This is a genomic window from Enterobacter cloacae complex sp. HYC033_NIDB (assembly GCF_056673335.1).
In genome coordinates this window covers 2912997-2935978 of the sequence record NZ_CP115123.1, presented here as the reverse complement: position 1 = coordinate 2935978, position 22982 = coordinate 2912997, and the positions used below count along the sequence as shown (strand labels likewise).

Annotated in this window: 20 protein-coding genes; 12 read left to right on the top strand and 8 right to left on the bottom strand. The window is 54.3% G+C overall.

Going from position 1 to position 22982, the window contains the following annotated elements; translation table 11 throughout:
- Positions 1-10: 10 nt before the first annotated feature.
- The 3 genes from O1721_RS14180 to pntA form a co-directional block, all read right to left on the bottom strand.
- Entirely contained in the window at positions 11-1120 is a 1110-nt protein-coding gene (locus O1721_RS14180) for a mechanosensitive ion channel family protein (protein ID WP_017694101.1), read from the bottom strand.
- Between the two features lie 107 nt (positions 1121-1227).
- The gene (gene pntB / locus O1721_RS14175; protein WP_003857541.1) at positions 1228-2616 is read right to left on the bottom strand and encodes a Re/Si-specific NAD(P)(+) transhydrogenase subunit beta; all 1389 of its coding nucleotides are present in this window, start codon (positions 2614-2616) and stop codon (positions 1228-1230) included.
- 10 nt (positions 2617-2626) lie between these two features.
- On the bottom strand, positions 2627-4156 hold the full coding sequence (gene pntA, locus O1721_RS14170; RefSeq protein WP_032648158.1) for a Re/Si-specific NAD(P)(+) transhydrogenase subunit alpha: 1530 nt from the start codon (positions 4154-4156) through the stop codon (positions 2627-2629).
- Positions 4157-4690: 534 nt separating this feature from the next.
- On the opposite strand from pntA, the gene ydgH reads away from it, so the two are divergent.
- From ydgH to folM, 3 genes are all read left to right on the top strand, one after another.
- Entirely contained in the window at positions 4691-5635 is a 945-nt protein-coding gene (gene ydgH / locus O1721_RS14165; protein ID WP_032648155.1) for a DUF1471 family protein YdgH, read from the top strand.
- A 185-nt stretch (positions 5636-5820) separates the two neighbouring features.
- Positions 5821-7203 (top strand): amino acid permease, encoded by a 1383-nt coding sequence (locus tag O1721_RS14160; protein ID WP_003857548.1) that lies wholly within the window; start codon positions 5821-5823, stop codon positions 7201-7203.
- 39 nt (positions 7204-7242) lie between these two features.
- Complete coding sequence (gene folM, locus O1721_RS14155) at positions 7243-7965, top strand: dihydromonapterin reductase (RefSeq protein ID WP_003857550.1); 723 nt, start codon at positions 7243-7245, stop codon at positions 7963-7965.
- Here folM and O1721_RS14150 read toward each other — a convergent pair.
- Positions 7962-8297, bottom strand: a complete 336-nt coding sequence (locus O1721_RS14150; RefSeq protein ID WP_015570648.1) for a GlpM family protein — start codon at positions 8295-8297, stop codon at positions 7962-7964. The genes folM and O1721_RS14150 overlap by 4 nt on opposite strands.
- Before the next feature lie 127 nt (positions 8298-8424).
- Here O1721_RS14150 and rstA point away from each other — a divergent pair, with 127 nt between their 5' ends.
- The 3 genes from rstA to O1721_RS14135 all read left to right on the top strand — a co-directional run bounded on the left by rstA (position 8425) and on the right by O1721_RS14135 (position 10557).
- A complete protein-coding gene (rstA, locus tag O1721_RS14145) occupies positions 8425-9141 on the top strand; it encodes a two-component system response regulator RstA (RefSeq protein ID WP_015570649.1) in 717 nt (238 codons plus the stop codon).
- 390 nt (positions 9142-9531) lie between these two features.
- Positions 9532-9951, top strand: a complete 420-nt coding sequence (gene iraM, locus O1721_RS14140) for an anti-adapter protein IraM (protein ID WP_015570651.1) — start codon at positions 9532-9534, stop codon at positions 9949-9951.
- Positions 9952-10338: 387 nt separating this feature from the next.
- The gene (locus O1721_RS14135; RefSeq protein ID WP_017384577.1) at positions 10339-10557 is read left to right on the top strand and encodes a cold shock domain-containing protein; all 219 of its coding nucleotides are present in this window, start codon (positions 10339-10341) and stop codon (positions 10555-10557) included.
- Positions 10558-10718: 161 nt separating this feature from the next.
- Here the strand turns inward: O1721_RS14135 and O1721_RS14130 are convergent, their stop codons facing one another.
- Positions 10719-10883, bottom strand: coding sequence for a YnfU family zinc-binding protein (locus O1721_RS14130; protein ID WP_213083756.1), 165 nt, complete (start codon positions 10881-10883; stop codon positions 10719-10721).
- A gap of 151 nt (positions 10884-11034) precedes the next feature.
- Between O1721_RS14130 and O1721_RS14125 the strand changes: the two genes are divergently transcribed.
- The 3 genes from O1721_RS14125 (at position 11035) to tus (ending at position 13846) form a co-directional block, all read left to right on the top strand.
- Positions 11035-11262: a hypothetical protein gene (locus tag O1721_RS14125; protein ID WP_017384578.1), complete on the top strand. Its 228-nt coding sequence runs from the start codon at positions 11035-11037 to the stop codon at positions 11260-11262.
- A gap of 281 nt (positions 11263-11543) precedes the next feature.
- A complete protein-coding gene (gene rstB, locus O1721_RS14120) occupies positions 11544-12842 on the top strand; it encodes a two-component system sensor histidine kinase RstB (RefSeq protein WP_032648153.1) in 1299 nt (432 codons plus the stop codon).
- Between the two features lie 74 nt (positions 12843-12916).
- Complete coding sequence (tus, locus tag O1721_RS14115; RefSeq protein ID WP_032648151.1) at positions 12917-13846, top strand: DNA replication terminus site-binding protein; 930 nt, start codon at positions 12917-12919, stop codon at positions 13844-13846.
- Here the strand turns inward: tus and fumC are convergent, their stop codons facing one another.
- Together fumC and fumA are read right to left on the bottom strand one after the other, a co-directional pair.
- Positions 13847-15241, bottom strand: a complete 1395-nt coding sequence (gene fumC / locus O1721_RS14110) for a class II fumarate hydratase (protein ID WP_032648149.1) — start codon at positions 15239-15241, stop codon at positions 13847-13849.
- 182 nt (positions 15242-15423) lie between these two features.
- Positions 15424-17070: a class I fumarate hydratase FumA gene (gene fumA, locus O1721_RS14105; RefSeq protein WP_479953102.1), complete on the bottom strand. Its 1647-nt coding sequence runs from the start codon at positions 17068-17070 to the stop codon at positions 15424-15426.
- Positions 17071-17269: 199 nt separating this feature from the next.
- Here fumA and manA point away from each other — a divergent pair, with 199 nt between their 5' ends.
- Both manA and O1721_RS14095 read left to right on the top strand, forming a co-directional pair.
- Positions 17270-18445, top strand: a complete 1176-nt coding sequence (manA, locus tag O1721_RS14100) for a mannose-6-phosphate isomerase (RefSeq protein ID WP_032648147.1) — start codon at positions 17270-17272, stop codon at positions 18443-18445.
- A gap of 99 nt (positions 18446-18544) precedes the next feature.
- Positions 18545-20071: a YdgA family protein gene (locus tag O1721_RS14095; RefSeq protein ID WP_032648145.1), complete on the top strand. Its 1527-nt coding sequence runs from the start codon at positions 18545-18547 to the stop codon at positions 20069-20071.
- Positions 20072-20172: 101 nt separating this feature from the next.
- Here O1721_RS14095 and O1721_RS14090 read toward each other — a convergent pair whose 3' ends face one another.
- Positions 20173-21201 carry a Mal regulon transcriptional regulator MalI gene (locus tag O1721_RS14090; protein ID WP_032648143.1) on the bottom strand — a complete coding sequence of 343 codons (1029 nt, stop codon included), beginning with the start codon at positions 21199-21201 and terminating at the stop codon, positions 20173-20175.
- Positions 21202-21380: 179 nt separating this feature from the next.
- Here O1721_RS14090 and malX point away from each other — a divergent pair, with 179 nt between their 5' ends.
- Entirely contained in the window at positions 21381-22973 is a 1593-nt protein-coding gene (gene malX, locus O1721_RS14085; protein WP_023324552.1) for a maltose/glucose-specific PTS transporter subunit IIBC, read from the top strand.
- Positions 22974-22982: the final 9 nt, after the last annotated feature.

Below are 22982 nucleotides of genomic sequence, written 5' to 3'. Positions count from 1 at the left end.
GGCTTTTTTATTACGCTTCGCTCAACCGCTGCGTCGGTGCCTCGTCGCCGGCATTCATCCAGGGCGCGTGCAGAACCATGCTCGGCAGCGCCAGCTTGATCTCCTGCTGGTTCAGCCCCTCCAGAATACGGATATTGATCTCCTGCTGAATATCCATGTACTTGTTGTAGTCCGCCGTATTAACGATATGGACCACCTCGAAGGTCAGGCGATCGCGATCGAAGCCCAGGAAATGGGCGCGGTCAAACTTCGTTTCCCCGACGTCGGTAATGATCTGTTTGACCATATCACCCACTGAACGCAGTTTGTCCGGCGCCGTGTCGCTGGCAACCCCGAAGGTAAAGACGATCCGGCGCGTTTGCATCCGTTTGTAGTTATGCAGCGTCTGTTGCAGCAGAATGGCGTTCCCGCAGACAATCTGCTCCCCGCTCAGGCTGCGGATACGGGTGGTTTTCAGGCCAATGTGCTCTACCGTCCCGGCGACATCGTTAAACACCACAAAATCGCCAATTTCGAACGGCTTATCAAAACCGATGGAAAGCGATGCAAACACGTCGCTCAGGATCGTTTGCACCGCGAGGGCGATTGCAATACCCCCTACCCCAAGGCTGGCAACCAGAGCAGTGATGTTGACGCCCGCGTTAGCAAGAATAGACAGCAGCATCACTGACCAGACTATGGCACGGAGGATAAGCCCCGTGATCACCAGCGTCACCGGGTTTTTATGGCTTCCCGGCGCCAGCATGACGTGACGAAGCCACGACACCACCCCCTGATCCATCCACAGCGCCACCTGGATAGCGAAGACCAGGAACCAGGCGTGGCTCACGGTACCAAAGAGATGATCCGGTAAGTCGACGAAACGCAGGCTGAATAACAGCGCCACGACAAAAAGCAGGAAGCGGCTGGTGCGGTTAAGCATATCCGTCAGGATAAAACGCATCCGGTTGGTGGTGGGGTGCTTGTCGCCCCAGGTAGTGATCCCTTTCTTAACGAAGGCGATCAGACGCGTCAGCAGCCAGTACACCAGCAGAGTCACAAAAACCACCGTGGCGACGCCGATCCAGAAAGATGGCGTCATCATCAGCTCGATGATGTCGAAGCGGGACAAAAATCGCATTACACCTCCTCGTATTACACAAAGGGTAAAGTATAGACAGAGGAGAAAAGCTGGCCGCAGAAATAAGAAAACCGCCCCGGGGGGCGGTTTGTCAGGATGAAGCGCAATTACAGCGCTTTCAGGATCGCATCCACGCTGGCCTTGGCGTCACCAAACAGCATGTGGGTGTTATCTTTAAAGAACAGCGGGTTCTGCACGCCAGCATAGCCGGTGTTCATAGAGCGTTTGAAGACAATGACATTCTGCGCCTTCCACACTTCGAGAACAGGCATACCCGCAATCGGACTACGCGGGTCGTCCTGCGCCGCCGGGTTAACGGTGTCGTTGGCGCCAATCACCAACACGGTGTCGGTGTCGGCGAAATCATCGTTGATCTCGTCCATTTCCAGCACAATGTCGTAAGGCACCTTCGCTTCCGCCAGCAGCACGTTCATGTGGCCTGGCAGACGCCCCGCCACCGGGTGAATACCAAAGCGAACCTTGATGCCGCGTGCGCGGAGTTTCTCGGTGATTTCCGCCACCGGATACTGCGCCTGCGCCACCGCCATGCCATAGCCTGGGGTGATGATGACGGAATGCGAGTTTTTCAGCATCTCTGCGGTGTCTTCCGCGCTGATTTCACGGTGTTCACCCACTTCCTCATCAGAACCGGTTGATGAGCCGTCAGAACCGAAGCCACCCGCGATGACGCTGATAAACGAACGGTTCATCGCCTTACACATGATGTAAGACAGGATCGCACCGGAAGAACCGACCAGCGCACCGGTGACAATCAGCAGGTCGTTGCTCAGCATAAAGCCTGCCGCCGCCGCCGCCCAACCGGAGTAGGAGTTCAGCATGGAAACCACCACCGGCATATCTGCTCCGCCGATAGACGCCACCAGATGCCAGCCGAAGGCCAGCGCGATGATGGTCATCACCAGTAACGCCAGCACCTGCAAGCCTACGCTTTCGGTACGCACGAAGACCACCAGCAGCACAAAGGAAACGACCAGCGCCGCCAGGTTCAGCTTGTGGCGGTTAGGCAGCATCAGCGGTTTGGAAGAGATCTTCCCGCGCAGCTTGCCGAATGCCACAATCGACCCGGTGAAGGTCACCGCACCGATGAAGATGCCGAGGAACACTTCGGTCAGGTGGATGTTCACCAGAATCGGCTCCAGGCCCGGTTCGTGGTACAGGTAGCTGTTGAAGCCCACCAGCACCGCCGCCAGACCCACGAAGCTGTGCAGAATGGCAACCAGCTCCGGCATCTCGGTCATTTCAACGCGTTTCGCCAGACGAATACCAATCGCGCCGCCGATGATCATCGCCACCAGGATCCACGCCACGTTGCCGGTGTCCGGCCCAAAGATGGTGGCAATCAGCGCAATCGCCATCCCGGCGATACCAAAGTTATTTCCCTGCTGAGACGTTTCGTGTTTGGAAAGCCCCGCCAGACTGAAAATAAACAGGATTGCAGCAACAATGTATGCGGCTGTAACTAATCCTCCAGACATATGCTACCCCTTAGCCTTTACGAAACATTTTCAGCATGCGCTGAGTCACGGTGAAACCACCGAAAATATTGATACTGGCGATCAGCACCGCAATGAAGCTCAGGAAGCTGATCCAGCCGCCATGACCAATTTGCAGCAATGCCCCGACCACGATAATCCCGGAGATGGCATTGGTGACCGACATCAGCGGGGTATGCAGCGCATGAGAAACGTTCCACACGACGTAGTAACCCACCACGCAGGAGAGCGCGAAGACGGTGAAGTGGCCAAGGAACTCTTTTGGCGCGACATCCGCCAGCCAGCCAAACAGGATAATAACCAGCGCCATGATGGCGTATTTGCGCCACGGCGACGCAGGTTTTGCTGGCTCCGCGGGCTCTGGCGCCGCTTTCGGCGCAGCCTGAGGTTGAGCGGAAACCTGAATCGGCGGTGCAGGCCAGGTGATTTCCCCTTCACGCACCACGGTAACGCCACGCACCACCACATCATCAAAATCAACGGTAATGTTGCCGTCTTTCTCTTTGCAGAGCAGCTTCAGCAGGTTAACGAGGTTCGTGCCGTACAGCTGAGAGGACTGGGTTGGCAGACGCCCTGGCAGGTCGGTATAACCGATCACCTTCACGCCGTTCGCGGTCGTCGTGACCTGGTTTGGCACGGTATACTCACAGTTACCGCCGTTTTGCGCCGCCAGATCGACAATAACGCTGCCCGGCTGCATGGAATCCACCATCTCACGGGTGATCAGCTTCGGCGCCGGTTTACCCGGAATAAGCGCGGTGGTGACAATGATGTCCACCTCTTTTGCCTGCGCCGCAAAGAGCGCCATTTCCGCCTTAATAAAGGCTTCAGACATGACCTTCGCGTAACCATCACCGCTGCCCGCTTCTTCCTTGAAGTCCAGCTCAAGGAATTCGGCGCCCATACTCTGCACCTGCTCCTTCACTTCCGGCCGGGTATCAAACGCGCGAACAATAGCGCCCAGGCTGTTTGCGGCCCCGATAGCGGCAAGTCCTGCCACACCGGCACCAATCACCATCACCTTCGCGGGTGGTACTTTACCTGCCGCCGTAATCTGACCGGTAAAGAAGCGACCAAACTCATGCGCAGCTTCGACAATGGCGCGATAGCCGGCAATGTTCGCCATGGAGCTCAGCGCATCCAGAGACTGCGCGCGCGATATACGCGGCACGGAGTCCATCGCCATCACGGTGACACCGCGTGCTGCCAGCTTCTCCATCAGCTCCGGGTTTTGGGCTGGCCAGACAAAGCTCACAAGCGTCGTGCCCGCGTTCAGCAGTTCAATTTCACTCTCTTCCGGTGCGTTGACCTTCAGAATGATGGGTGATTGCCAGACCTCAGCACCGTCCACTACTTCCGCGCCAGCCTGAGTAAAGGCCTCGTCATCGAAACTCGCCAGTTTGCCCGCGCCGCTTTCAATCGCGACGGTAAAACCCAGTTTAAGCAGTTGCTCCACCGTTTTTGGTGTTGCCGCTACGCGGGTTTCATTGGCTAACCGTTCTTTTGGTACCCCAATACGCATAGTTTTCCCTTCCATCGGTTTTTGATGATGGTTTGTCGATAATTGCCCACGGTTTGTATCAATTTTCACCATCGAGATATCGACGGAGAATGATTAACCCCGGAAAATAAAACAGTAACAAACTTTCTATAACCTACTGAAAATAGCGCCCGTGATCTACCGCCAGAAAACACTATTTCTTACTTTATCTGTGAAAAATAAGCGATCGGGGTCACTGACAGAGATATTTACCTTAAATTCGCCTTCAGGACCGATAAATCGCGCAAGCGAAGCGGTAAAAACATGATATAGCGCCATAAAAGAACAACTCATTAACATTAAATTAACTTGAAAAGTCATATGCTTAATCAGTTTTGCTTGTGAAACGCCTGTTTTTTCCACATATCACAAAATGTTATCGAATCAGGTCCTTTGGTGAGCACAGGCTGTGAAAAATGCCGCAGACAGCGACGGGTGTTAAATGCCATAATCGGGACCGTCTCAAATTAACAACAACACCAGTACATGGTTTGCGCAAGGCGAAGGATTATTTTTATGAAGCTTAAGAACACACTCCTGGCGTCCGCACTTCTTTCCGCGACCGCCCTGTCTGCGAATGCCGCGACAGAGTTGACGCCGGAGCAAGCGGCAGCGTTAAAACCTTTTGACCATACGGTCATTGTGGGTCGCTATAACTCTATTGGCGATGCCGTCACCGCCGCATCAAAAGCCGCCGATAAAAACGGCGCTGCCTCGTTTTACGTTGTTGACCAGTCCGATCAGGGCAACAGCGGCAACCAGCGCGTGACGATTGCGCTGTACAAAGAGAACGCCCCAAAAGCAGATGAACAGAAAAACCGCGTGATTAACGGCATTGTTGAACTGCCGAAAGATCAGGCTGTTCAGCTGGAACCGTATGACACCGTGACCGTTCAGGGCTTCTACCGCAGCCAGCCTGAAGTTAACGATGCCATCACCAAAGCCGCGAGAGAAAAAGGCGCTTACGCGTTCTATATCGTGCGTCAGGTTGATGCCAACCAGGGCGGAAACCAGCGCATCACCGCCTTCATCTATAAGCAAGATGCGAAAAAACGCGTAGTACAAAGCCCGGATGCCATTCCAGCGGATTCAGATGCGGGACGTGCCGCGTTAGCGAAAGGCGGTGAAGAAGCGAAGAAAGTGGAAATTCCGGGCGTTGCAACCTCGGCGGCACCAAGCGCTGAAGTGGGTCGTTTCTTTGAAACCCAATCCACCAAAGGCGGTCGTTATACCGTTACGTTACCAGACGGCACGAAAATTGAAGAGCTGAACAAAGCCACTGCCGCGCAGATGGTGCCGTTCGACAGCATCAAGTTTACGGGCAACTATGGCAACATGACGGAAATCTCCTATCAGGTGGCGAAGCGTGCTGCGAAGAAAGGCGCGAAGTATTACCACATCACCCGCCAGTGGCAGGAACGTGGTAACAACCTGACCATCAGCGCCGATCTGTACAAGTAACAAAACGGTTTCATAAAGGCGGCGCAGTGCCGCCTTTTTTGTTACTTTTTTTCTGATTTCTGCCACACGTCATTGCATGCATCCTTCACACTCCGTAAAATCCCGCGCCTTAGCGTGATCCACCATTTTTATGCGCCTTAGCGAAATAATTATTCTGGATTTGGACTTTTCATAACAGGAAGCCAATGGAAAAGAAACTTGGCCTGAGTGCTTTAACTGCACTTGTATTGAGCTCAATGCTGGGCGCGGGCGTATTCAGTTTGCCGCAGAACATGGCGGCCGTCGCCAGCCCGGCCGCATTACTGATTGGCTGGGGCATTACCGGTGTCGGGATTTTGCTGCTGGCGTTCGCCATGCTGCTGCTGACCCGTATCCGACCGGATCTGGACGGCGGAATATTCACTTACGCCCGGGAAGGTTTCGGCGAGCTGATCGGCTTCTGCTCCGCCTGGGGTTACTGGCTGTGCGCGGTGATCGCCAACGTCTCCTATCTGGTTATCGTCTTCTCGGCGCTCAGCTTCTTTACCGATACGCCCGAACTGCGCCTGTTTGGCGACGGCAATACCTGGCAGTCCATCGTCGGCGCCTCGGTCCTGCTGTGGATAGTTCACTGGCTGATTTTGCGTGGCGTCCAGACCGCAGCCAGCATTAACCTGGTGGCGACGCTGGCCAAGCTGGTGCCGCTTGGCCTGTTCGTCGTGCTGGCCTTCCTCGCCTTCCGTCTCGATGTCTTTACGCTCGATTTCAGCGGCATTGCGCTGGGCGTCCCCGTCTGGGAACAGGTGAAAAATACCATGCTGATCACCCTGTGGGTGTTCATCGGCGTTGAAGGTGCCGTCGTGGTCTCTGCCCGCGCGCGTAACAAGCGCGATGTGGGACGCGCCACGCTGCTGGCCGTACTGGCGGCGCTGGGCGTTTATCTGCTGGTGACGCTGCTGTCGCTCGGCGTGGTAGCTCGCCCTGAACTTGCGGAAATGCGTAACCCGTCCATGGCCGGGCTGATGGTGAAAATGTTGGGTCCCTGGGGGGACGTGATTATCGCGGCGGGTCTGATTGTTTCCGTTTGCGGCGCCTATCTGAGCTGGACCATTATGGCAGCGGAAGTCCCGTTCCTGGCCGCCACGCACAAAGCGTTCCCGCGCCTGTTTGCCCGTCAGAACAAAAACAGTGCGCCATCGGCCTCTCTGTGGCTCACCAACATCAGCGTGCAGGTCTGTCTGGTGCTGATCTGGCTCACAGGATCGGACTATAACACGCTGCTGACCATCGCCTCCGAGATGATTCTGGTACCCTATTTCTTAGTGGGCGCATATCTGTTAAAAATTGCGACCCGCCCGGCACACTATGCGGTAGGCGTCGGCGCCTGTATTTACGGTCTATGGTTGTTGTATGCTTCCGGACCGATGCATCTGCTGCTGTCCGTGGTGCTCTACGCGCCGGGCCTGCTGGTGTTTATCTACGCTCGCCGTACACATCAGCTTGATAATGCCCTTAAGCGCCGCGAAATGGCATTGATAGGTTTGCTGTTAGTCGCTGCCGTACCGGCAACGTGGATGTTAATGGGATAGCGCCGCCTGTCCCATTGTTGAACTGAAAAGGAGATTACGATGGGACACACGCAGCAACGCCCAATATTGATCACTGGCGCAGGCCGTCGCATTGGCCTCGCCCTCGCCCATCACTTTCTCAATCTTCGCCATCCGGTTATCGTCAGTTACCGCACGGAATATCCCTCCATTGAAGGGCTACGAAATGCCGGAGCAGTCTGCATTCAGGCGGATTTCTCCACAGATGAAGGTATTCTCGCCTTCGCGGACAAAGTGAAGTCGACCACCCACGGACTGCGGGCGGTTATTCACAACGCCAGTACCTGGCTTCCCGAAAAAGCAGGACATTCACTCAGCGAAACGCTCGCCTGCATGATGCAGATCCACGTTAATGCGCCTTATCTGCTCAACCATGCCCTACAGGATTTGCTGCGCGGACACGGCCATGCCGCAGGCGACATTATCCATTTCACCGATTACGTGGTGGAGCGAGGAAGCGACAAACACATCGCCTATGCGGCCAGCAAAGCCGCGCTGGATAATATGACCCGCTCTTTCGCACGCAAGCTGGCGCCCGAGGTAAAGGTCAACGCGATTGCTCCGGCGATGATTTTATTTAACGAAGGCGATGATGCCGAGTATCGTCAGCAGGCGCTCAACAAGTCGTTAATGAAAATTGCGCCCGGCGAGAAAGAGGTGATCGACCTGATCGATTATCTGCTGACCAGCTGTTACGTCACGGGCCGAACGTTTGCCGTGGACGGTGGCCGCCCCCTGCGCTAGTGAAAGCGGCTCCAGAAGAAGATGAGCACCCAGGCGCTGAGGCTCCAGCAGACCACCGCCCCGCCCAGCGCCATGGGCAGACGCAGAAAACCGGTGAAGTACCACAGCGACAGCAGGTAAATAAAATACGGGATGATCGACCACATCCCGAACACAATGGTGGCGCGCAGCGCCTCAATACCCCGCTCAGAGGCCACAATATAGTGCGCGATTAACGCAAAGGTGGGAAACAGCGGGATCAGCCCGGCAATGTAGTAGTTCTTCGTTTTAGCCAGCACCCCAATCAGCAGCACGACCAGCGCACCCAGCGCGGCTTTTATCACCAGCCCCATTCTTTTCCCTTAACAATCAAATAACATTCCCGTGCAGGATAACGGAACTCCGGCTAATTTTGAAAGATTAATGGAAGGTTAAGGTTGCGCGGTGTATGTTGACGTTTTTCGCGATGACAGACGTTGTATGAATAAGATTGTTTATGTTGAAGATGAACCCGAGGTGGGGCAATTAATCGCCGCTTATCTGGGTAAACATGATATGGAAGTGGTTGTCGAGCCTCGTGGCGATCGCGCTGAAGACGTCGTCAACCGCGAAAATCCGGATCTGGTGTTGCTGGACATCATGCTGCCCGGGAAAGATGGTATGACGCTCTGCCGGGATCTGCGCGCGAAATGGGACGGCCCGATCGTGCTGCTGACCTCTCTCGACAGCGATATGAATCATATTCTGTCGCTTGAGATGGGCGCAAACGACTACATCCTGAAAACCACGCCGCCGGCGGTTCTGCTAGCCCGTTTACGCCTCCATCTGCGTCAGCGTGCCAGCGCTGAGCGTGAAGCGCCTGCGCCCTCCTTAACGCCGCATAAAGCGATGCGTTTCGGCACACTTTCTATCGACCCGGTCAACCGACAGGTTATGCTTTCCGGGGAGCTGATTGCGCTCTCAACCGCAGATTTTGACCTGCTGTGGGAGCTTGCAACCCATGCCGGACAAATTATGGACCGGGATGCATTGCTGAAAAATCTGCGCGGCGTAAGTTACGACGGAATGGATCGTAGCGTTGATGTGGCGATTTCACGACTGCGTAAAAAACTGTTGGATAACGCCACGGAACCTTACCGCATCAAAACCGTACGCAACAAGGGCTATCTGTTTGCACCGCACGCCTGGGAAACCTGAAAAAGGAGCAACCAGGAATATTCGAAAAATAACTGACGATGCATCGGAATTGTTATCGATATTCGTCGAAAGTTATCGATTATATGCATCGTCAGTTATGACATATCCTCTGGTCTGATTCCTCTCTCCAGTTCTATTTCGATGTGCATTTTTCGCGTAAACAAAAGTAGCGCTAATGTATTTGATTGCTATAGTACAATATATATTCAGCAGAGCAGGCACCATCATCGATCAAAAATCCGTCACTTAAATGCACATTAGGCTAAAAATGATCTTTACAATTGACTTAATCATTATCTTATCCTTATGAAAACAAAGGGGATAATGGCGAACATATAAATAATATCGATCTTTTTCAATAGCTTACGTGTTTGCAGAAATCTAATTCTCATGCTAAACCTTATACTCTCTCAATTATTTAATGAAAGAGGTATAGCAATGTCATGGAGAGTCATTAGCTCGGTAATTTGTCCTAACACGGGAATCGTTTATTCAAGCATCTTGGGACTCAAGTTCTTGAAACTCATCATTTGGTATGAAAGCGATGTCTATTTGTACCCCGGTGACAGGATATATCCGACAAAAAATGGCGTCTTCATAAATGGTGTTTTCAAGCCTATATCGATATACAACATATCACCTTACAACGAAATGTTGTGGAGTGAAATTAAAAACAAGATGGCCTGCCCATACAATCGAAACCAGCACGAGGAGATATGCACTTACGCGGTGCATTGCAACGCGCGGAAATGCCCGCATGGGTTTGCCACCAACCCACTGATTGTCAGCACAGGTAAATCCAGACATTAGCGAAAATCGGAAATATTGAGATCAAGATAATTAATATTTCTGCTGCACCGCCTTTGTCCGGATAAATCTCCGTGACTACAGCCCAAATGCTCCTGTGGGGACATTTGGGCTGTAGTCACGCCTGGCAACTCTGGCTTCTTGTACCAAATTAATTTTTATTGTGCAATTTTAAGCAAGCCATCCGGAAGGCTAAAATAAAAATTGCTAATTAACCCTGCCCGTGCATTAATGGTCTCGTTAGTCCGATCCAATAATAGTTGGACAAGTTGCATGACAATTCTCATAACCAGGCGCTATCGCTGATATCCCCTCCTTTTGAGTCCACACCTTAGCATTATATGTTTATTAGCTTTTATATCACTTCGGAAATGTTCAAATGGAGTCTTTATGTCATCAAAAATTTTAGGTCTGGTTAAGTGGTTTAAGGAAGATAAAGGCTTTGGTTTTATCTCCCCTGTAGATGGCAGCAAAGATGTTTTCGTGCATTTCTCTGCCCTTCAGGGAGAGAACTTCAAAACACTTTTTGAAGGTCAGAAAGTCGAATTTATCATCGTAAGCGGCGATAAAGGCCCTGCTGCTGCGAATGTAACGCTTTGCGATAAATAATATCAGCACACAGCCGCGTTGACGATGATGTTGCTTCTGGCTCGTGGACTGCACAAGCAGTCTACAATCCGATGCTAACTGCTTGTAAATCAGTAAAGTGTTATTGAGGTCAGGCGGCCGCGAAAAACATCGTCTCTTCCACTTCTTGTATGAGTATTTCTTCAGAGACGCTGAGAGGATTTAAACAAAGCGCTACAGTAGGGACAGACAAGCTGGGCCCCCTTTTGTATGCGAGTGAAACTGTGCTCTGACTCTTTAGCGCAGTTTGGACATGAACATTTGACTAAATAATTGCGACGAAGTTGCGAGTTTTTACGTCCCGACATAGGCTGCTCCTGAATGAAAAGGATTGCCACCATACACGTTAAGGCAGGATATTGCTTGCTTTTATTTCCCAAAGAGAGCAAAAAAAGGAAAGGAGCCACGCTTCTGGAACATTCTTACCTTGCACAATAACAAAGAGATATAGAGTGATATATGAAAAAGGTGATCATTTTTTTTAATGCCAACCCCAGCAAAGTCATTATCGTGCTTAAGGGCATAACGTCTGTACGCCAGACATATCCGGATGGTGAAGAAATTAATCTTCAGATCATGACTGCAAGCTTTCCGTCGTTGACGGGAGATCATAATTCTATCTATGTTGCTTCAGACAGGGAACTTACCTCTCAGGAAATATCTGATGCTGCCAAACAATATTTATAATATTTTCTGTCACTAGTCCGGTTAACAACACAGCATTTATTTCACTCAGAATGAGAAAAATTACAATCCATCATTATTAATGCCTGCAAAATGCAGGCTTTTTTACGACATTGCCCTTTAAATTTAACTATTCCGCATAATCGTGCTGTTCACTTTGCTCCCTCTGTTTCCGAAGAAAGTGTATCATCAACCTTCTTCGTTCCTGTGGTGATAAGGATGTCCACGCAGGGCTGACGAAGTAAAGCCGGGTTCTTAATTGATTGATTTAGCGGTGCTATCCAATGAAAAAGCTGTTTGTGCAGTTTTATCTCCTGCTGTTTGTCTGCTTTCTGGTGATGACCATGCTGGTCGGGCTGGTCTACAAATTCACCGCAGAGCGCGCGGGCAGGCAATCCCTGGACGATCTGATGAAAAGCTCGCTCTATCTGATGCGTAGCGAGCTGCGAGAAATTCCTCCTCATGACTGGGCGCGCACGTTAAAAGAGCTGGATCTGAATCTGTCGTTTGATTTGCGTATCGAACCCATGAAGGATTTTGACTTAGCGCCGCCTGCGATGCAGCGTCTGCGCGACGGAGACATCGTCGCACTGGACGAGAAATATACCTTCATTCAGCGTATTCCACGCAGCCATTATGTTCTGGCCGTCGGGCCAGTGCCCTATCTCTATTACCTGCACCAGATGCGCCTGCTGGATCTCGCTCTGCTGGGCTTTATTGCCATTTCGCTCGCTTTACCTGTGTTCATCTGGATGCGACCGCACTGGCAGGACATGCTGAAACTAGAATCCGCCGCACAGCGTTTTGGGGAGGGTCATTTAACTGAACGCATACATTTCGACAGCGGTTCCAGTTTTGACCGGCTCGGTATTGCCTTCAACCAGATGGCCGATAACATCAACGCCCTGATTGCCAGCAAGAAGCAGCTGATCGATGGTATTGCGCATGAACTGCGCACTCCGCTGGTACGCCTGCGTTATCGCCTGGAGATGAGCGAGAACCTCACCGGGGCGGAATCGCAGGCGCTCAATCGGGATATTGGCCAGCTTGAAGCGCTGATTGAAGAGCTGCTGACCTATGCCCGCCTCGATCGGCCTCAGACGGAGTTGCACCTCAGTACACCGGATCTCCCCGCCTGGCTACAGACGCATATTAACGATGTGCAGAGCGTTAACCCTCAGCGAAAACTGCTGACAGCCATTACCCCCGGCGCGTACGGCGCACTGGACATGCGCCTGATGGAACGCGTGCTGGATAATCTGATGAACAACGCCATGCGCTACAGCGAAACGACGCTGCGCATAGGTTTAGATTTGCAGGGAAGCCAGGCGATTCTGTGTGTGGAAGACGATGGCCCCGGCATTGAGCCGGCGGAGCGTGAAAAAGTTTTTGAGCCGTTTGTGCGCCTCGATCCCAGCCGCGATCGGGCTACCGGCGGCTGTGGTCTGGGGCTGGCAATTGTCCGTTCTATTGCCCAGGCGATGGGCGGTTCGGTTCGCTGCGAAGCGAGCGAGCTGGGTGGGGCCCGGTTCGTCTTTAGCTGGCCGATCTATCACAATCTTCCCCTTCCCGTACCTGCCTGACCTAAACCGCACGCTGGCCTGACCCGGCGTGTTGTGCTATATCAAAAGTATGTTGTAACTAATTAAGGGCTGCCATGGCAACTTACGATCTCATCGAAAGGCTTAACACCACATTTCGGGAAATAGAGCAGGCGTTACTGACCCTCACGGGGCAACTTCAGGACTGCCGCCTGCTGGCCGCCCGCGTCTTTTCTCTGCCCGAGGTGGCGAAAGGCGCGGAGCACGACCCGATGAACACCATTGAGGTGACGCAGCATATTGGCAAGGCGGCGCTGGAAATGACGTTGCAGCACTTTCGTCGCCTTTTCATCCAGCAGCAGTCTGAAAATCGCAGCAGTAAGGCCGCCGTTCGCCTGCCCGGCGTCATCTGCCTGCAAACGGATGCCGCAACGCGTGAAGGAATTGAGGCGCAGATTACGCATATCAATACGCTGAAAGCCGCCTTTGAGAAGATTGTAACCGTTGAGTCCGGGCTGGCGCCGGCTGCTCGTTTTGAATGGGTGCATCGCCAGCTTCCGGGGCTGATCACCCTGAATGCTTACCGCACGCTGACGGTACTGCGCCACCCCGCCACGCTGCGCTTCGGCTGGGCCAACAAGCACATCATTAAAAATTTCACGCGCGATGAGATCCTGGCTCAGCTGGAGAAAAGCCTGAAATCGCCACGAACGGTCGCCCCGTGGTCGCGGGAACAGTGGATTGAACGGCTGGAGCAGGAGTACCACAGCATTGCCTCCCTGCCAGCTGATACCCGTCTTAAAATAAAGCGTCCGGTGAAGGTACAGCCTATCGCCCGCGTCTGGTACGCCGGACAACAAAAGCAGGTGCAATACGCCTGCCCGACGCCGCTGATTGCGCTCTACGATGCCGATCAGGGTGCGGTGGTGCCGGATATCGGGGAACTGCTGAATTACGATGCTGAAAACGTTCAGCATCGCTATAAACCCCAGGCGCAGCCGCTACAGCTGATTATTCCGCGGCTGCACCTGTATGTGGCGCAGTGATTATCTGAGGCTGCCCACCATCGCTTCCGGGCGGACCCAGGCATCAAACTCGGCGTCCGTCAGGTAGCCCAGCGCCAGCGCAGAGGCTTTCAGGGTAAGCCCCTCTTTGTGCGCTTTTTTAGCGATTTCGGCCGCTTTGTCATAACCAATATGGGTGTTCAGCGCCGTTACCAGCATCAGAGACTCATTCAGCAGCTGGCTGATTCGCTCGCGATTAGGCTCAATGCCCACCGCGCAGTGCTCGTTAAAGCTCTCCATGCCATCGGCCAGCAGACGAATCGATTGCAGTACGTTGTGGATCACCATCGGACGATAGACGTTAAGCTCGAAGTTACCCGACGCGCCGCCCATGTTAACCGCCACGTCATTACCCATCACCTGACAGCACAGCATGGTCATGGCTTCGCACTGGGTCGGGTTCACTTTACCCGGCATAATGGAGCTGCCCGGCTCGTTTTCCGGAATGCTGATTTCGCCGATGCCGCAGCGCGGGCCGGAGGCCAGCCAGCGCACGTCGTTGGCAATTTTCATCAGCGAGGCCGCAAGCCCTTTCAGCGCGCCATGGGTATGCACCAGCGCATCACAGGTCGCCAGCGCTTCGAATTTATTCGGAGCGGTAACAAACGGCTGCCCGGTGATCTTCGCCAGCTCTTCGGCCACGCGCACCGCGTACTCGGGATGGGTGTTTAAGCCAGTGCCCACCGCCGTCCCGCCGAGCGCCAGCTCCGCCAGATGCGGCAGGCTGTTGTCGATATGCTTAAGATTGTGCTCCAGCATTGCCACCCAGCCGGAAATCTCCTGACCAAGCGTCAGCGGCGTGGCGTCCTGAAGGTGCGTACGACCAATCTTAACAATGTCGCGGAAGGCCTGCGCTTTCTCGTTAAGCGTAGATTTAAGCACGTTGAGCTGCGGGATAAGCTGCTCGCGGATTGCGATGACGGCCGCCACGTGCATGGCCGTCGGGAACACGTCGTTGGAACTCTGGCTTTTGTTCACGTCATCGTTCGGGTGGACCTTGCGCTCCATGCCGCGCACGCCGCCAAGAAGCTCGCTTGCGCGGTTCGCCAGCACCTCGTTCATGTTCATGTTGCTCTGGGTGCCTGAGCCGGTCTGCCAGATGGCAAGGGGGAATTCGTCGGGATGTTTGCCCGCCAGCACTTCGTCGGCGGCATTGATGATGGCGGTGGCTTTATCGGCATCCAGCAGGCCCAGAGCCTGATTGACTTTGGCGGCAGCGCGTTTGGTCAACGCCAGCGCCTGGATTAGCGAGACGGGCATTTTCTCTGTCGAAATGCGGAAATGCTCCAGCGAACGCTGAGTTTGTGCGCCCCATAGCTTGTCGGCCGGGACGTCAATGGCGCCCATGGAGTCTTTCTCGCGGCGATGCATTGTCATTACTTACTCCTTGATAACAAAGATGGGATTGCTCACATGCTTAAGAGATAAGTATTGATGACTTCTGAGAAACGTTATGGCGCTTTGTGCGCTCTTTTTGATGTCGGGTGGCGGCTGCGCCTTACCCGACCTACGAGAATGCAGGCCGGGTAAGCGTCAGCGCCACCCGGCAATTTACAGAATTACTTCACACACGCCGAACACTGGGAAGACTGGATCTGTTTGAAGAAGTCGTTACCTTTGTCATCCACGAGGATGAACGCCGGGAAGTCTTCCACTTCAATTTTCCAGATCGCTTCCATACCCAGTTCCGGGTACTCCACGCACTCAAGGCTCTTGATACTGCCCTGCGCCAGCACCGCTGCCGGGCCACCGATGCTACCGAGGTAGAAGCCGCCGTGCTTGTGGCACGCGTCCGTCACCTGCTGGCTGCGGTTGCCTTTCGCCAGCATGATCATGCTGCCGCCGTTTGCCTGCAACTGGTCGACGTAGGAGTCCATACGGCCCGCCGTGGTTGGGCCTAACGAGCCGGAAGCATATCCATCAGGCGTTTTTGCCGGGCCTGCGTAGTAGATCGGGTGATCTTTAATATACTGCGGCAGCCCTTCGCCGTTGTCCAGGCGCTCTTTCAGCTTCGCATGGGCGATGTCGCGGCCCACGATAATCGTCCCGTTCAGGGAAAGGCGCGTTGAAACCGGATACTGCGAAAGCTGCGCGAGGATCTCTTTCATCGGACGATTCAGGTCCACGCGAACCGCTTCCCCCTCGCCCGCTTTACGCAGTTCTTCAGGAATATATTTGCCCGGGTTGTTCTCCAGCTTCTCGATCCAGATGCCGTCGCGGTTGATCTTCGCCTTGATGTTGCGATCCGCCGAGCATGAGACGCCCATGCCCGCCGGACAGGAAGCACCGTGGCGCGGCAGGCGGATCACGCGAATGTCATGCGCGAAGTATTTGCCGCCAAACTGCGCGCCCAGGCCCAGATTCTGCGCTTCGGCCAGCAGTTCCTGCTCAAGCTGCACGTCCCGGAACGCCTGACCATGTTCGTTACCTTCCGTTGGCAGGGCATCGTAGTATTTGGTTGAGGCCAGCTTAACGGTTTTCAGGGTGCTTTCGGCAGACGTACCGCCAATCACAAACGCGATATGGTACGGCGGGCAGGCCGCGGTGCCGAGGGTGCGCATCTTCTCGACCAGATAATTCTTCAGCTTGCCCGGGGTAAGCAGCGCTTTGGTTTCCTGGTAAAGATAGGTTTTGTTGGCTGAACCGCCGCCTTTGGCGATGCAGAGGAATTTGTACTCGTCACCGTCGACGCTGTAGAGGTCAATCTGCGCAGGCAGGTTGGTGCCGGTGTTCACCTCTTTGTACATATCCAGCGCCGCGTTTTGCGAATAGCGCAGGTTGTCTTCGGTGTAGGTATTGTAAACGCCGCGCGCCAGCGCCGCTTCGTCACCGCCGCCGGTCCAGACGCGCTGGCCTTTTTTACCGGTGATAATCGCCGTGCCGGTGTCCTGGCAGGTCGGCAGAATGCCTTTCGCCGCGATATCAGAGTTACGCAGGAATTGCAGAGCAACGTACTTATCGTTCTCACTGGCTTCCGGGTCGCTCAGGATATCAGCAACCTGCTGCTGATGCGCCGGACGGAGCATAAAGGAAGCATCATGGAAGGCTTGCTGCGCCAGCAACGTCAGCGCCTGCGGGTCAACTTTGAGGATCTCCTGCCCTTCAAACTCAGAGACAGAAACGTAATCGCGGGTTAACAGGTAATACTCGGTCTGATCCTGACTGAGGGGGAAAGGATCCTGATAATGGAAGGGTTTATTCGACATTGTTCTCTCACTTACTGCTTCGGTCTGTTTATTCAGGGCAGATGTTCCGCTGCCCGGCTTAAAAGCGAGTCAGCTTATCCTACACAATTTTTTAACAAAAACTGAGACTAGTACGACTTTTTACATCCGCAGGTTACTTCCATTCGGTTTATTGCTTTAATACGCGGAGTTAATTCCACATATGAATCAGGGCTTGATAATGCAAAAACTCATCAACTCAGTGCAAAACTACGCCTGGGGAAGTAAAACTGCGTTAACGGATCTCTACGGTATCGCCAACCCGGACAACCTGCCGATGGCAGAGCTGTGGATGGGCGCGCATCCGAAGAGCAGCTCAAAAATTGAAGATGCCAGCGGCCAGGTTCGCAGCCTGCGTGACGTCATCGACGCCGACAAAGCCGCACTGCTCGGCGATAAAGTGGCGAATCGTTTTGGTGAGCTGCCGTTTCTCTTCAAGGTATTGTGCGCCGACCAGCCGCTCTCCATTCAGGTTCACCCGAACAAAAAAGCCTCTGAGCTGGGCTTTGCCAAAGAAAATGCCGCCGGTATTCCGTTAGACGCCGCAGAGCGTAACTACAAAGATCCTAACCACAAGCCGGAACTGGTTTTCGCCCTTACCCCTTTCCTGGCGATGAATGCCTTCCGCGAGTTTTCCGAGATCATCTCCCTGCTGCAACCGGTCGCCGGGGCTCACAACGCGATCGCCCATTTCCTGGAAAACCCGAACGCAGAAGCCTTGAGCGAGCTGTTTGCCAGCCTGCTGAATATGCAGGGCGAGGAAAAATCCCACGCGCTGGCGGTGCTGAAAGCCGCGCTGAACAGCCAGCAGGGTGAGCCATGGGACACCATTCGCGTAATTTCCGTGTTTTATCCGGACGACAGCGGCCTCTTCTCTCCGCTGCTGCTGAACGTGGTGAAGCTCAACCCGGGCGAAGCAATGTTCCTGTTCGCTGAAACCCCGCACGCCTACCTGAACGGCGTGGCGCTGGAGGTGATGGCTAACTCCGATAACGTACTGCGCGCGGGCCTGACGCCAAAATACATCGACATCCCTGAGCTGGTTGCCAACGTGAAGTTCGTGGCAAAACCTGCTGCGGAGCTGCTTACGCAGCCGGTGAAAAACGGCGCAGAGCTGGACTTCCCGATTCCGGTTGACGATTTTGCCTTCTCGCTGCATGACCTCAGCGCAGACGAAACCGCCATTGCACAGGAGAGCGCCGCGATCCTGTTCTGTGTGGAAGGCGAAGCGACGTTGCATAAAGATAGCGAGCGTCTGGTGCTCAAACCGGGTGAATCCGCCTTTGTCGCGGCCAACGAGTCGCCTGTCCGGGTGAGCGGCACCGGTCGCCTGGCGCGTGTTTTTAATAAGCTTTAGGGACTTACTGAATTTTTTAACAACTCTTGCTAAGCTAGTAACAGGCGTTGTAACACCAGGCGGTTTTAACCGCCTGGTTTCATTTTAGGGATAATCGCAATGAAAAAATCGGTCGTAGCGGTAGGAGTGATTGTTGCTTTAGGCGTGATCTGGACGGGTGCTTCCTGGTATACCGGGAAACAGCTGGAAAGCCGTCTGGCAGAGATGATGGCGCAGGCAAACAGCGAGATTAAGCGCAGCGCGCCTGAAGCAGGTCTGGAGCTAAGCTACCAGAACTACCAGCGTGGCGTGTTTACCAGCCATATGCAGGTGGTGGTGAAGCCGGTTGCGGGTAATCAGAACGCCTGGCTGAAACCGGGCCAGAGCGTGGTACTGGATGAAGTGGTCAGCCACGGTCCGTTCCCGCTGGCGCAGTTGAAAAAGTTTAACCTGATCCCCTCTATGGCATCCGCCAGAACCGTACTGGTGAATAACGAGGTGACGAAGCCGATTTTCGATATGGCGAAAAATGAGTCGCCGTTTGAGATCAATACCCGCATCAGCTATGCCGGTGATACGCATTCCGACATCGACCTGAAAGCCCTGAATTACGAACAAGGCACCGATAAAGTCGCCTTCAGCGGCGGTAATTTCCAGCTTGATGCCGATCGCGACGGCAAGAATGTCTCCCTGACCGGCGATGCCGCCAGCGGCCTGGTAAATTCAGTCAATGAATATAACCAGAAGGTTCAGCTTACCTTCAACAACCTGAAAGCCAGCGGCAATAGCCGTATGACCGATTTTGATGAGCGTATCGGCGACCAGAAACTGAGCCTCGATAAGATCGCCATTGCGATCGAAGGCAAAGAGATGGCGGTGCTGGAAGGCATGGATCTGGACGGTAAGTCTGACGTCTCCAAAGACGGTAAAAGCATCAACACCCAGCTGGATTACAGCCTGAAAAGCCTGAAAGTACAGAATCAGGATCTGGGTACCGGTAAGCTGTCTCTGAAAATCGGCAACATTGACGGCCAGGCGTGGCATGAATTCAGTCAGAAATACAGTAAAGAGAGCCAGGCTCTGCTGACCGATGCCGCCCTGCAACAGAACCCGCAGGCGTACCAGCAGCAGGCGATGACGGTGCTGTTTAATAACCTGCCGATCCTGCTGAAGGGCGAGCCGGTGATTACCGTTGCGCCACTGAGCTGGAAAAACGGCAAAGGCGAAACCAACTTCAACCTGTCGCTGTTCCTGAAGGATCCGGCCGCTGCGACCGGCGAACCGCAGACCCTGGCGCAGGAAGTTGACCGCAGCGTGAAATCGCTCGACAGCAAGCTGACCATCCCGATGGATATGGCGACCGAGTTCATGACGCAGATTGCGAAACTTGAAGGGTATGGTGAAGAAGATGCAGGGAAACTGGCAAACCAACAGGTGAAAGGCCTGGCGGCGATGGGCCAGATGTTCCGCATCACGAAGGTGGAAGACAACACCATTTCCACCAGCCTGCAATATGCTAATGGCCAGGTGACGCTCAACGGCGACAAAATGCCGCTGGAAGAGTTTGTCGGCATGTTTGGTATGCCGACGCTGGGCATTCCGGCACCGGCTGAACCGGCAGCGCCGCCGGCAGTACCGCAGCAGTAAACGAAAAACCCCTCGCATGAGGGGTTTTTTATTGCCGGGTGGCGCTGACGCTTACCCGGCCTCCGATCCTGAGCCGTTGCAGGCCCGTGCAAGCAAAGCGTTTACTTCACCGTCACTAACCGCGCAGCCACAATCTGATGCCCGGCCTGCACGTCCGTATTTTCAATGCGCTGCATGATCCTGTCTGCCAGGGTGTACCCCATCTCACGAGCCGGCGTCGTCGCCCAGACGATGGGGAGATCGTCTAATGCATTTTCACCGACATCCGCAAACGCCCCCAGCGCCACCTGATGGCCGAAGAACGTTTCTACCCCGCCCTCACCGCTCTGGCGTCCGGCGCGGATCAAACCGAACCACGCCCCCATCGCAATGACGTCGTTATAGCAAATCACCGCGCTGATCGTCGGGCTGTTGCGAAGCAGCGTGCCGATGGCTTCCGCGGCTTTTTTCTGGCTGGATTCACACTCCACCACCCATTCGCTGTGAAACGGCAGGCCGTATGTGATGAGCGTGGAGCAGTAACCGCCCACCCGCTCGGCACGCGTCAGGGACGAGCTTTTACCGCCGAGCCAGGCGATGCGCTGATGGCCGCGATGAATAAGATGCTCGGTCAGCATTTGCGCGGCCTGCATGTTATCTGGCCGAAGGGTATCGGCTTCGTCGAGATAGCTGGCGCGCGAGGCAAACACCAGCGGTACGCCTTTCTGCGCCGCGCGCTCACACAATTCACTGCCCACGCCGGACGCGCCGGCCACGATCACCCCATCCACCCCTTGCGTCAGCAGCATATCCAGCCTGGAGAGCAGCTGCTCCGGTTCGCGCCCACCGTGGAGCAGGAAAACCATTCGCCCCTGCGCTTCAAGCGACTCGGTAAGCCCGGCGGTCAGTTCTGCATAAAACGGCGACGTGAGGTCGCGAACGATCAGCCCTATCACCCCGCTTTGCCCACCGCGCAGCGCCGACGCCTGGCGATTACGCACAAAGCCTAACTGCTCAACGGCCTCGTTGACGCGCTGACCCGTTGCAGGAGAGATGCGCCCCTTCCCGCTCAATACCAGCGAAACGGTGCTGACGGAAACCCCCGCCGCCAGCGCGACATCGTTGATGGTGATCTTTTTCGCTACAGCCATGTGGTGGCGTGACTCCTTGATAATGAGATCGCTAAAACGTTTTATCAATACGTTATCTTTATACTACCAGTAAAAGCCTGAGAATGTGATTTAGCGCGCACTAAAGTTTGATAAAACGTTTTATCTTCTCGCCCCATCGAGGTCGTTAAATCTCTTTCTACCATTTAAGGAGTCGTTTTATGACGACGAAAGCAGCACAAAAAATATCGCTGTGGGAGTTTTTCCAGCAACTGGGTAAAACCTTTATGCTGCCCGTGGCGCTTCTCTCTTTTTGCGGGATCATGCTGGGGATCGGCAGCTCGTTAAGCAGCCACGACGTCATTACCCTGATCCCTTTCCTCGGAAATCCGGTACTTCAGGCGATCTTCATCTGGATGAGCAAGGTCGGCTCTTTTGCCTTTAGCTTCCTGCCGGTAATGTTCTGTATCGCCATTCCTCTGGGTCTGGCGCGCGAAAATAAAGGCGTGGCGGCGTTTGCGGGCTTCGTTGGCTATGCGGTCATGAACCTTGCGGTTAACTTCTGGCTGACTGCCAAAGGGATCCTGCCCACGACCGACGCGGCGGTACTGAAAGCCAATAACATTCAGAGCGTGATTGGTATTCAGTCCATCGATACCGGGATCCTTGGAGCCGTGATCGCGGGGGTGATTATCTGGATGCTGCACGAACGCTTCCACAACATCCGCCTGCCCGATGCGCTGGCCTTCTTCGGCGGGACCCGCTTTGTGCCAATCATTACGCTGGTTGTGATGGGTCTGTTTGGTCTGATCATCCCTCTGATTTGGCCGATTTTTGCCATGGGGATCACCGGTATCGGCCGCATTATCAACGGCGCGGGTGATTTCGGCCCGATGATTTTCGGTACGGGTGAACGTCTGCTGCTGCCATTTGGTTTACAGCATATCCTGGTTGCCCTGATCCGCTTTACCGAAGCCGGCGGTACCATGGACGTTTGCGGTCATTCCGTTAGCGGCGCGCTGACCATCTTCCAGGCCCAGCTGAGCTGCCCGACCACTCACGGCTTCTCTGAAAGTGCGACGCGTTTCCTCTCTCAGGGTAAAATGCCTGCCTTCCTCGGCGGCCTGCCAGGCGCTGCGCTGGCGATGTACCACTGTGCCCGTCCGGAAAATCGTCATAAAATTAAAGGCCTGCTGATCTCCGGCGTTATTGCCTGCGTGGTGGGCGGTACGACAGAACCAATCGAGTTCCTGTTCCTGTTCGTAGCGCCGGTACTGTACCTCATCCACGCCGTACTGACGGGCCTGGGCTTTACCGTGATGGCTGTGCTCGGTGTGACCATCGGTAACACCGACGGTAACGTGATTGACTTCGTGGTCTTCGGTATCCTGCACGGTCTGTCCACCAAGTGGTATCTGGTGCCGGTTGTGGCCGCCATCTGGTTCGCGGTTTACTACGGGATCTTCCGCTTCGCCATCACCCGCTTTAACCTGAAAACGCCTGGCCGCGATACCGATACGGCCACCAGCGTTGAACAGGCGGTAGCTGGTACCGTTGGGAAATCCGGATATAACACGCCGGCTATTCTGGCGGCGCTGGGCGGTGCGGATAACATTACCTCTCTGGATAACTGCATCACCCGCCTGCGTTTGTCGGTGGCGGACATGTCCAAAGTGGATACCAACGCACTTAAAGCTAACCGGGCTATTGGGGTGGTACAGTTAAATCAACACAATTTGCAGGTCGTCATTGGCCCGCAGGTACAGTCAGTGAAGGATGAGCTGGCAACCCTGATGCGAACCGTCGAAGCCTGATGCCTCGCC

What these genes read in the sequence shown, in the direction of transcription:
- iraM (WP_015570651.1), top strand. Translation starts at nt 9,532, where the DNA reads ATGCTAAACCTTATACTCTCTCAATTATTTAATGAAAGAGGTATAGCA.
- pntA (WP_032648158.1), bottom strand. Translation starts at nt 4,156, where the DNA reads ATGCGTATTGGGGTACCAAAAGAACGGTTAGCCAATGAAACCCGCGTA.
- manA (WP_032648147.1), top strand. Translation starts at nt 17,270, where the DNA reads ATGCAAAAACTCATCAACTCAGTGCAAAACTACGCCTGGGGAAGTAAA.
- folM (WP_003857550.1), top strand. Translation starts at nt 7,243, where the DNA reads ATGGGACACACGCAGCAACGCCCAATATTGATCACTGGCGCAGGCCGT.
- tus (WP_032648151.1), top strand. Translation starts at nt 12,917, where the DNA reads ATGGCAACTTACGATCTCATCGAAAGGCTTAACACCACATTTCGGGAA.
- O1721_RS14125 (WP_017384578.1), top strand. Translation starts at nt 11,035, where the DNA reads ATGAAAAAGGTGATCATTTTTTTTAATGCCAACCCCAGCAAAGTCATT.
- rstA (WP_015570649.1), top strand. Translation starts at nt 8,425, where the DNA reads ATGAATAAGATTGTTTATGTTGAAGATGAACCCGAGGTGGGGCAATTA.
- fumC (WP_032648149.1), bottom strand. Translation starts at nt 15,241, where the DNA reads ATGACAATGCATCGCCGCGAGAAAGACTCCATGGGCGCCATTGACGTC.
- O1721_RS14130 (WP_213083756.1), bottom strand. Translation starts at nt 10,883, where the DNA reads ATGTCGGGACGTAAAAACTCGCAACTTCGTCGCAATTATTTAGTCAAA.
- fumA (WP_479953102.1), bottom strand. Translation starts at nt 17,070, where the DNA reads ATGTCGAATAAACCCTTCCATTATCAGGATCCTTTCCCCCTCAGTCAG.
- O1721_RS14090 (WP_032648143.1), bottom strand. Translation starts at nt 21,201, where the DNA reads ATGGCTGTAGCGAAAAAGATCACCATCAACGATGTCGCGCTGGCGGCG.
- O1721_RS14150 (WP_015570648.1), bottom strand. Translation starts at nt 8,297, where the DNA reads ATGGGGCTGGTGATAAAAGCCGCGCTGGGTGCGCTGGTCGTGCTGCTG.
- rstB (WP_032648153.1), top strand. Translation starts at nt 11,544, where the DNA reads ATGAAAAAGCTGTTTGTGCAGTTTTATCTCCTGCTGTTTGTCTGCTTT.
- pntB (WP_003857541.1), bottom strand. Translation starts at nt 2,616, where the DNA reads ATGTCTGGAGGATTAGTTACAGCCGCATACATTGTTGCTGCAATCCTG.
- ydgH (WP_032648155.1), top strand. Translation starts at nt 4,691, where the DNA reads ATGAAGCTTAAGAACACACTCCTGGCGTCCGCACTTCTTTCCGCGACC.
- O1721_RS14135 (WP_017384577.1), top strand. Translation starts at nt 10,339, where the DNA reads ATGTCATCAAAAATTTTAGGTCTGGTTAAGTGGTTTAAGGAAGATAAA.
- O1721_RS14160 (WP_003857548.1), top strand. Translation starts at nt 5,821, where the DNA reads ATGGAAAAGAAACTTGGCCTGAGTGCTTTAACTGCACTTGTATTGAGC.
- O1721_RS14095 (WP_032648145.1), top strand. Translation starts at nt 18,545, where the DNA reads ATGAAAAAATCGGTCGTAGCGGTAGGAGTGATTGTTGCTTTAGGCGTG.
- O1721_RS14180 (WP_017694101.1), bottom strand. Translation starts at nt 1,120, where the DNA reads ATGCGATTTTTGTCCCGCTTCGACATCATCGAGCTGATGATGACGCCA.
- malX (WP_023324552.1), top strand. Translation starts at nt 21,381, where the DNA reads ATGACGACGAAAGCAGCACAAAAAATATCGCTGTGGGAGTTTTTCCAG.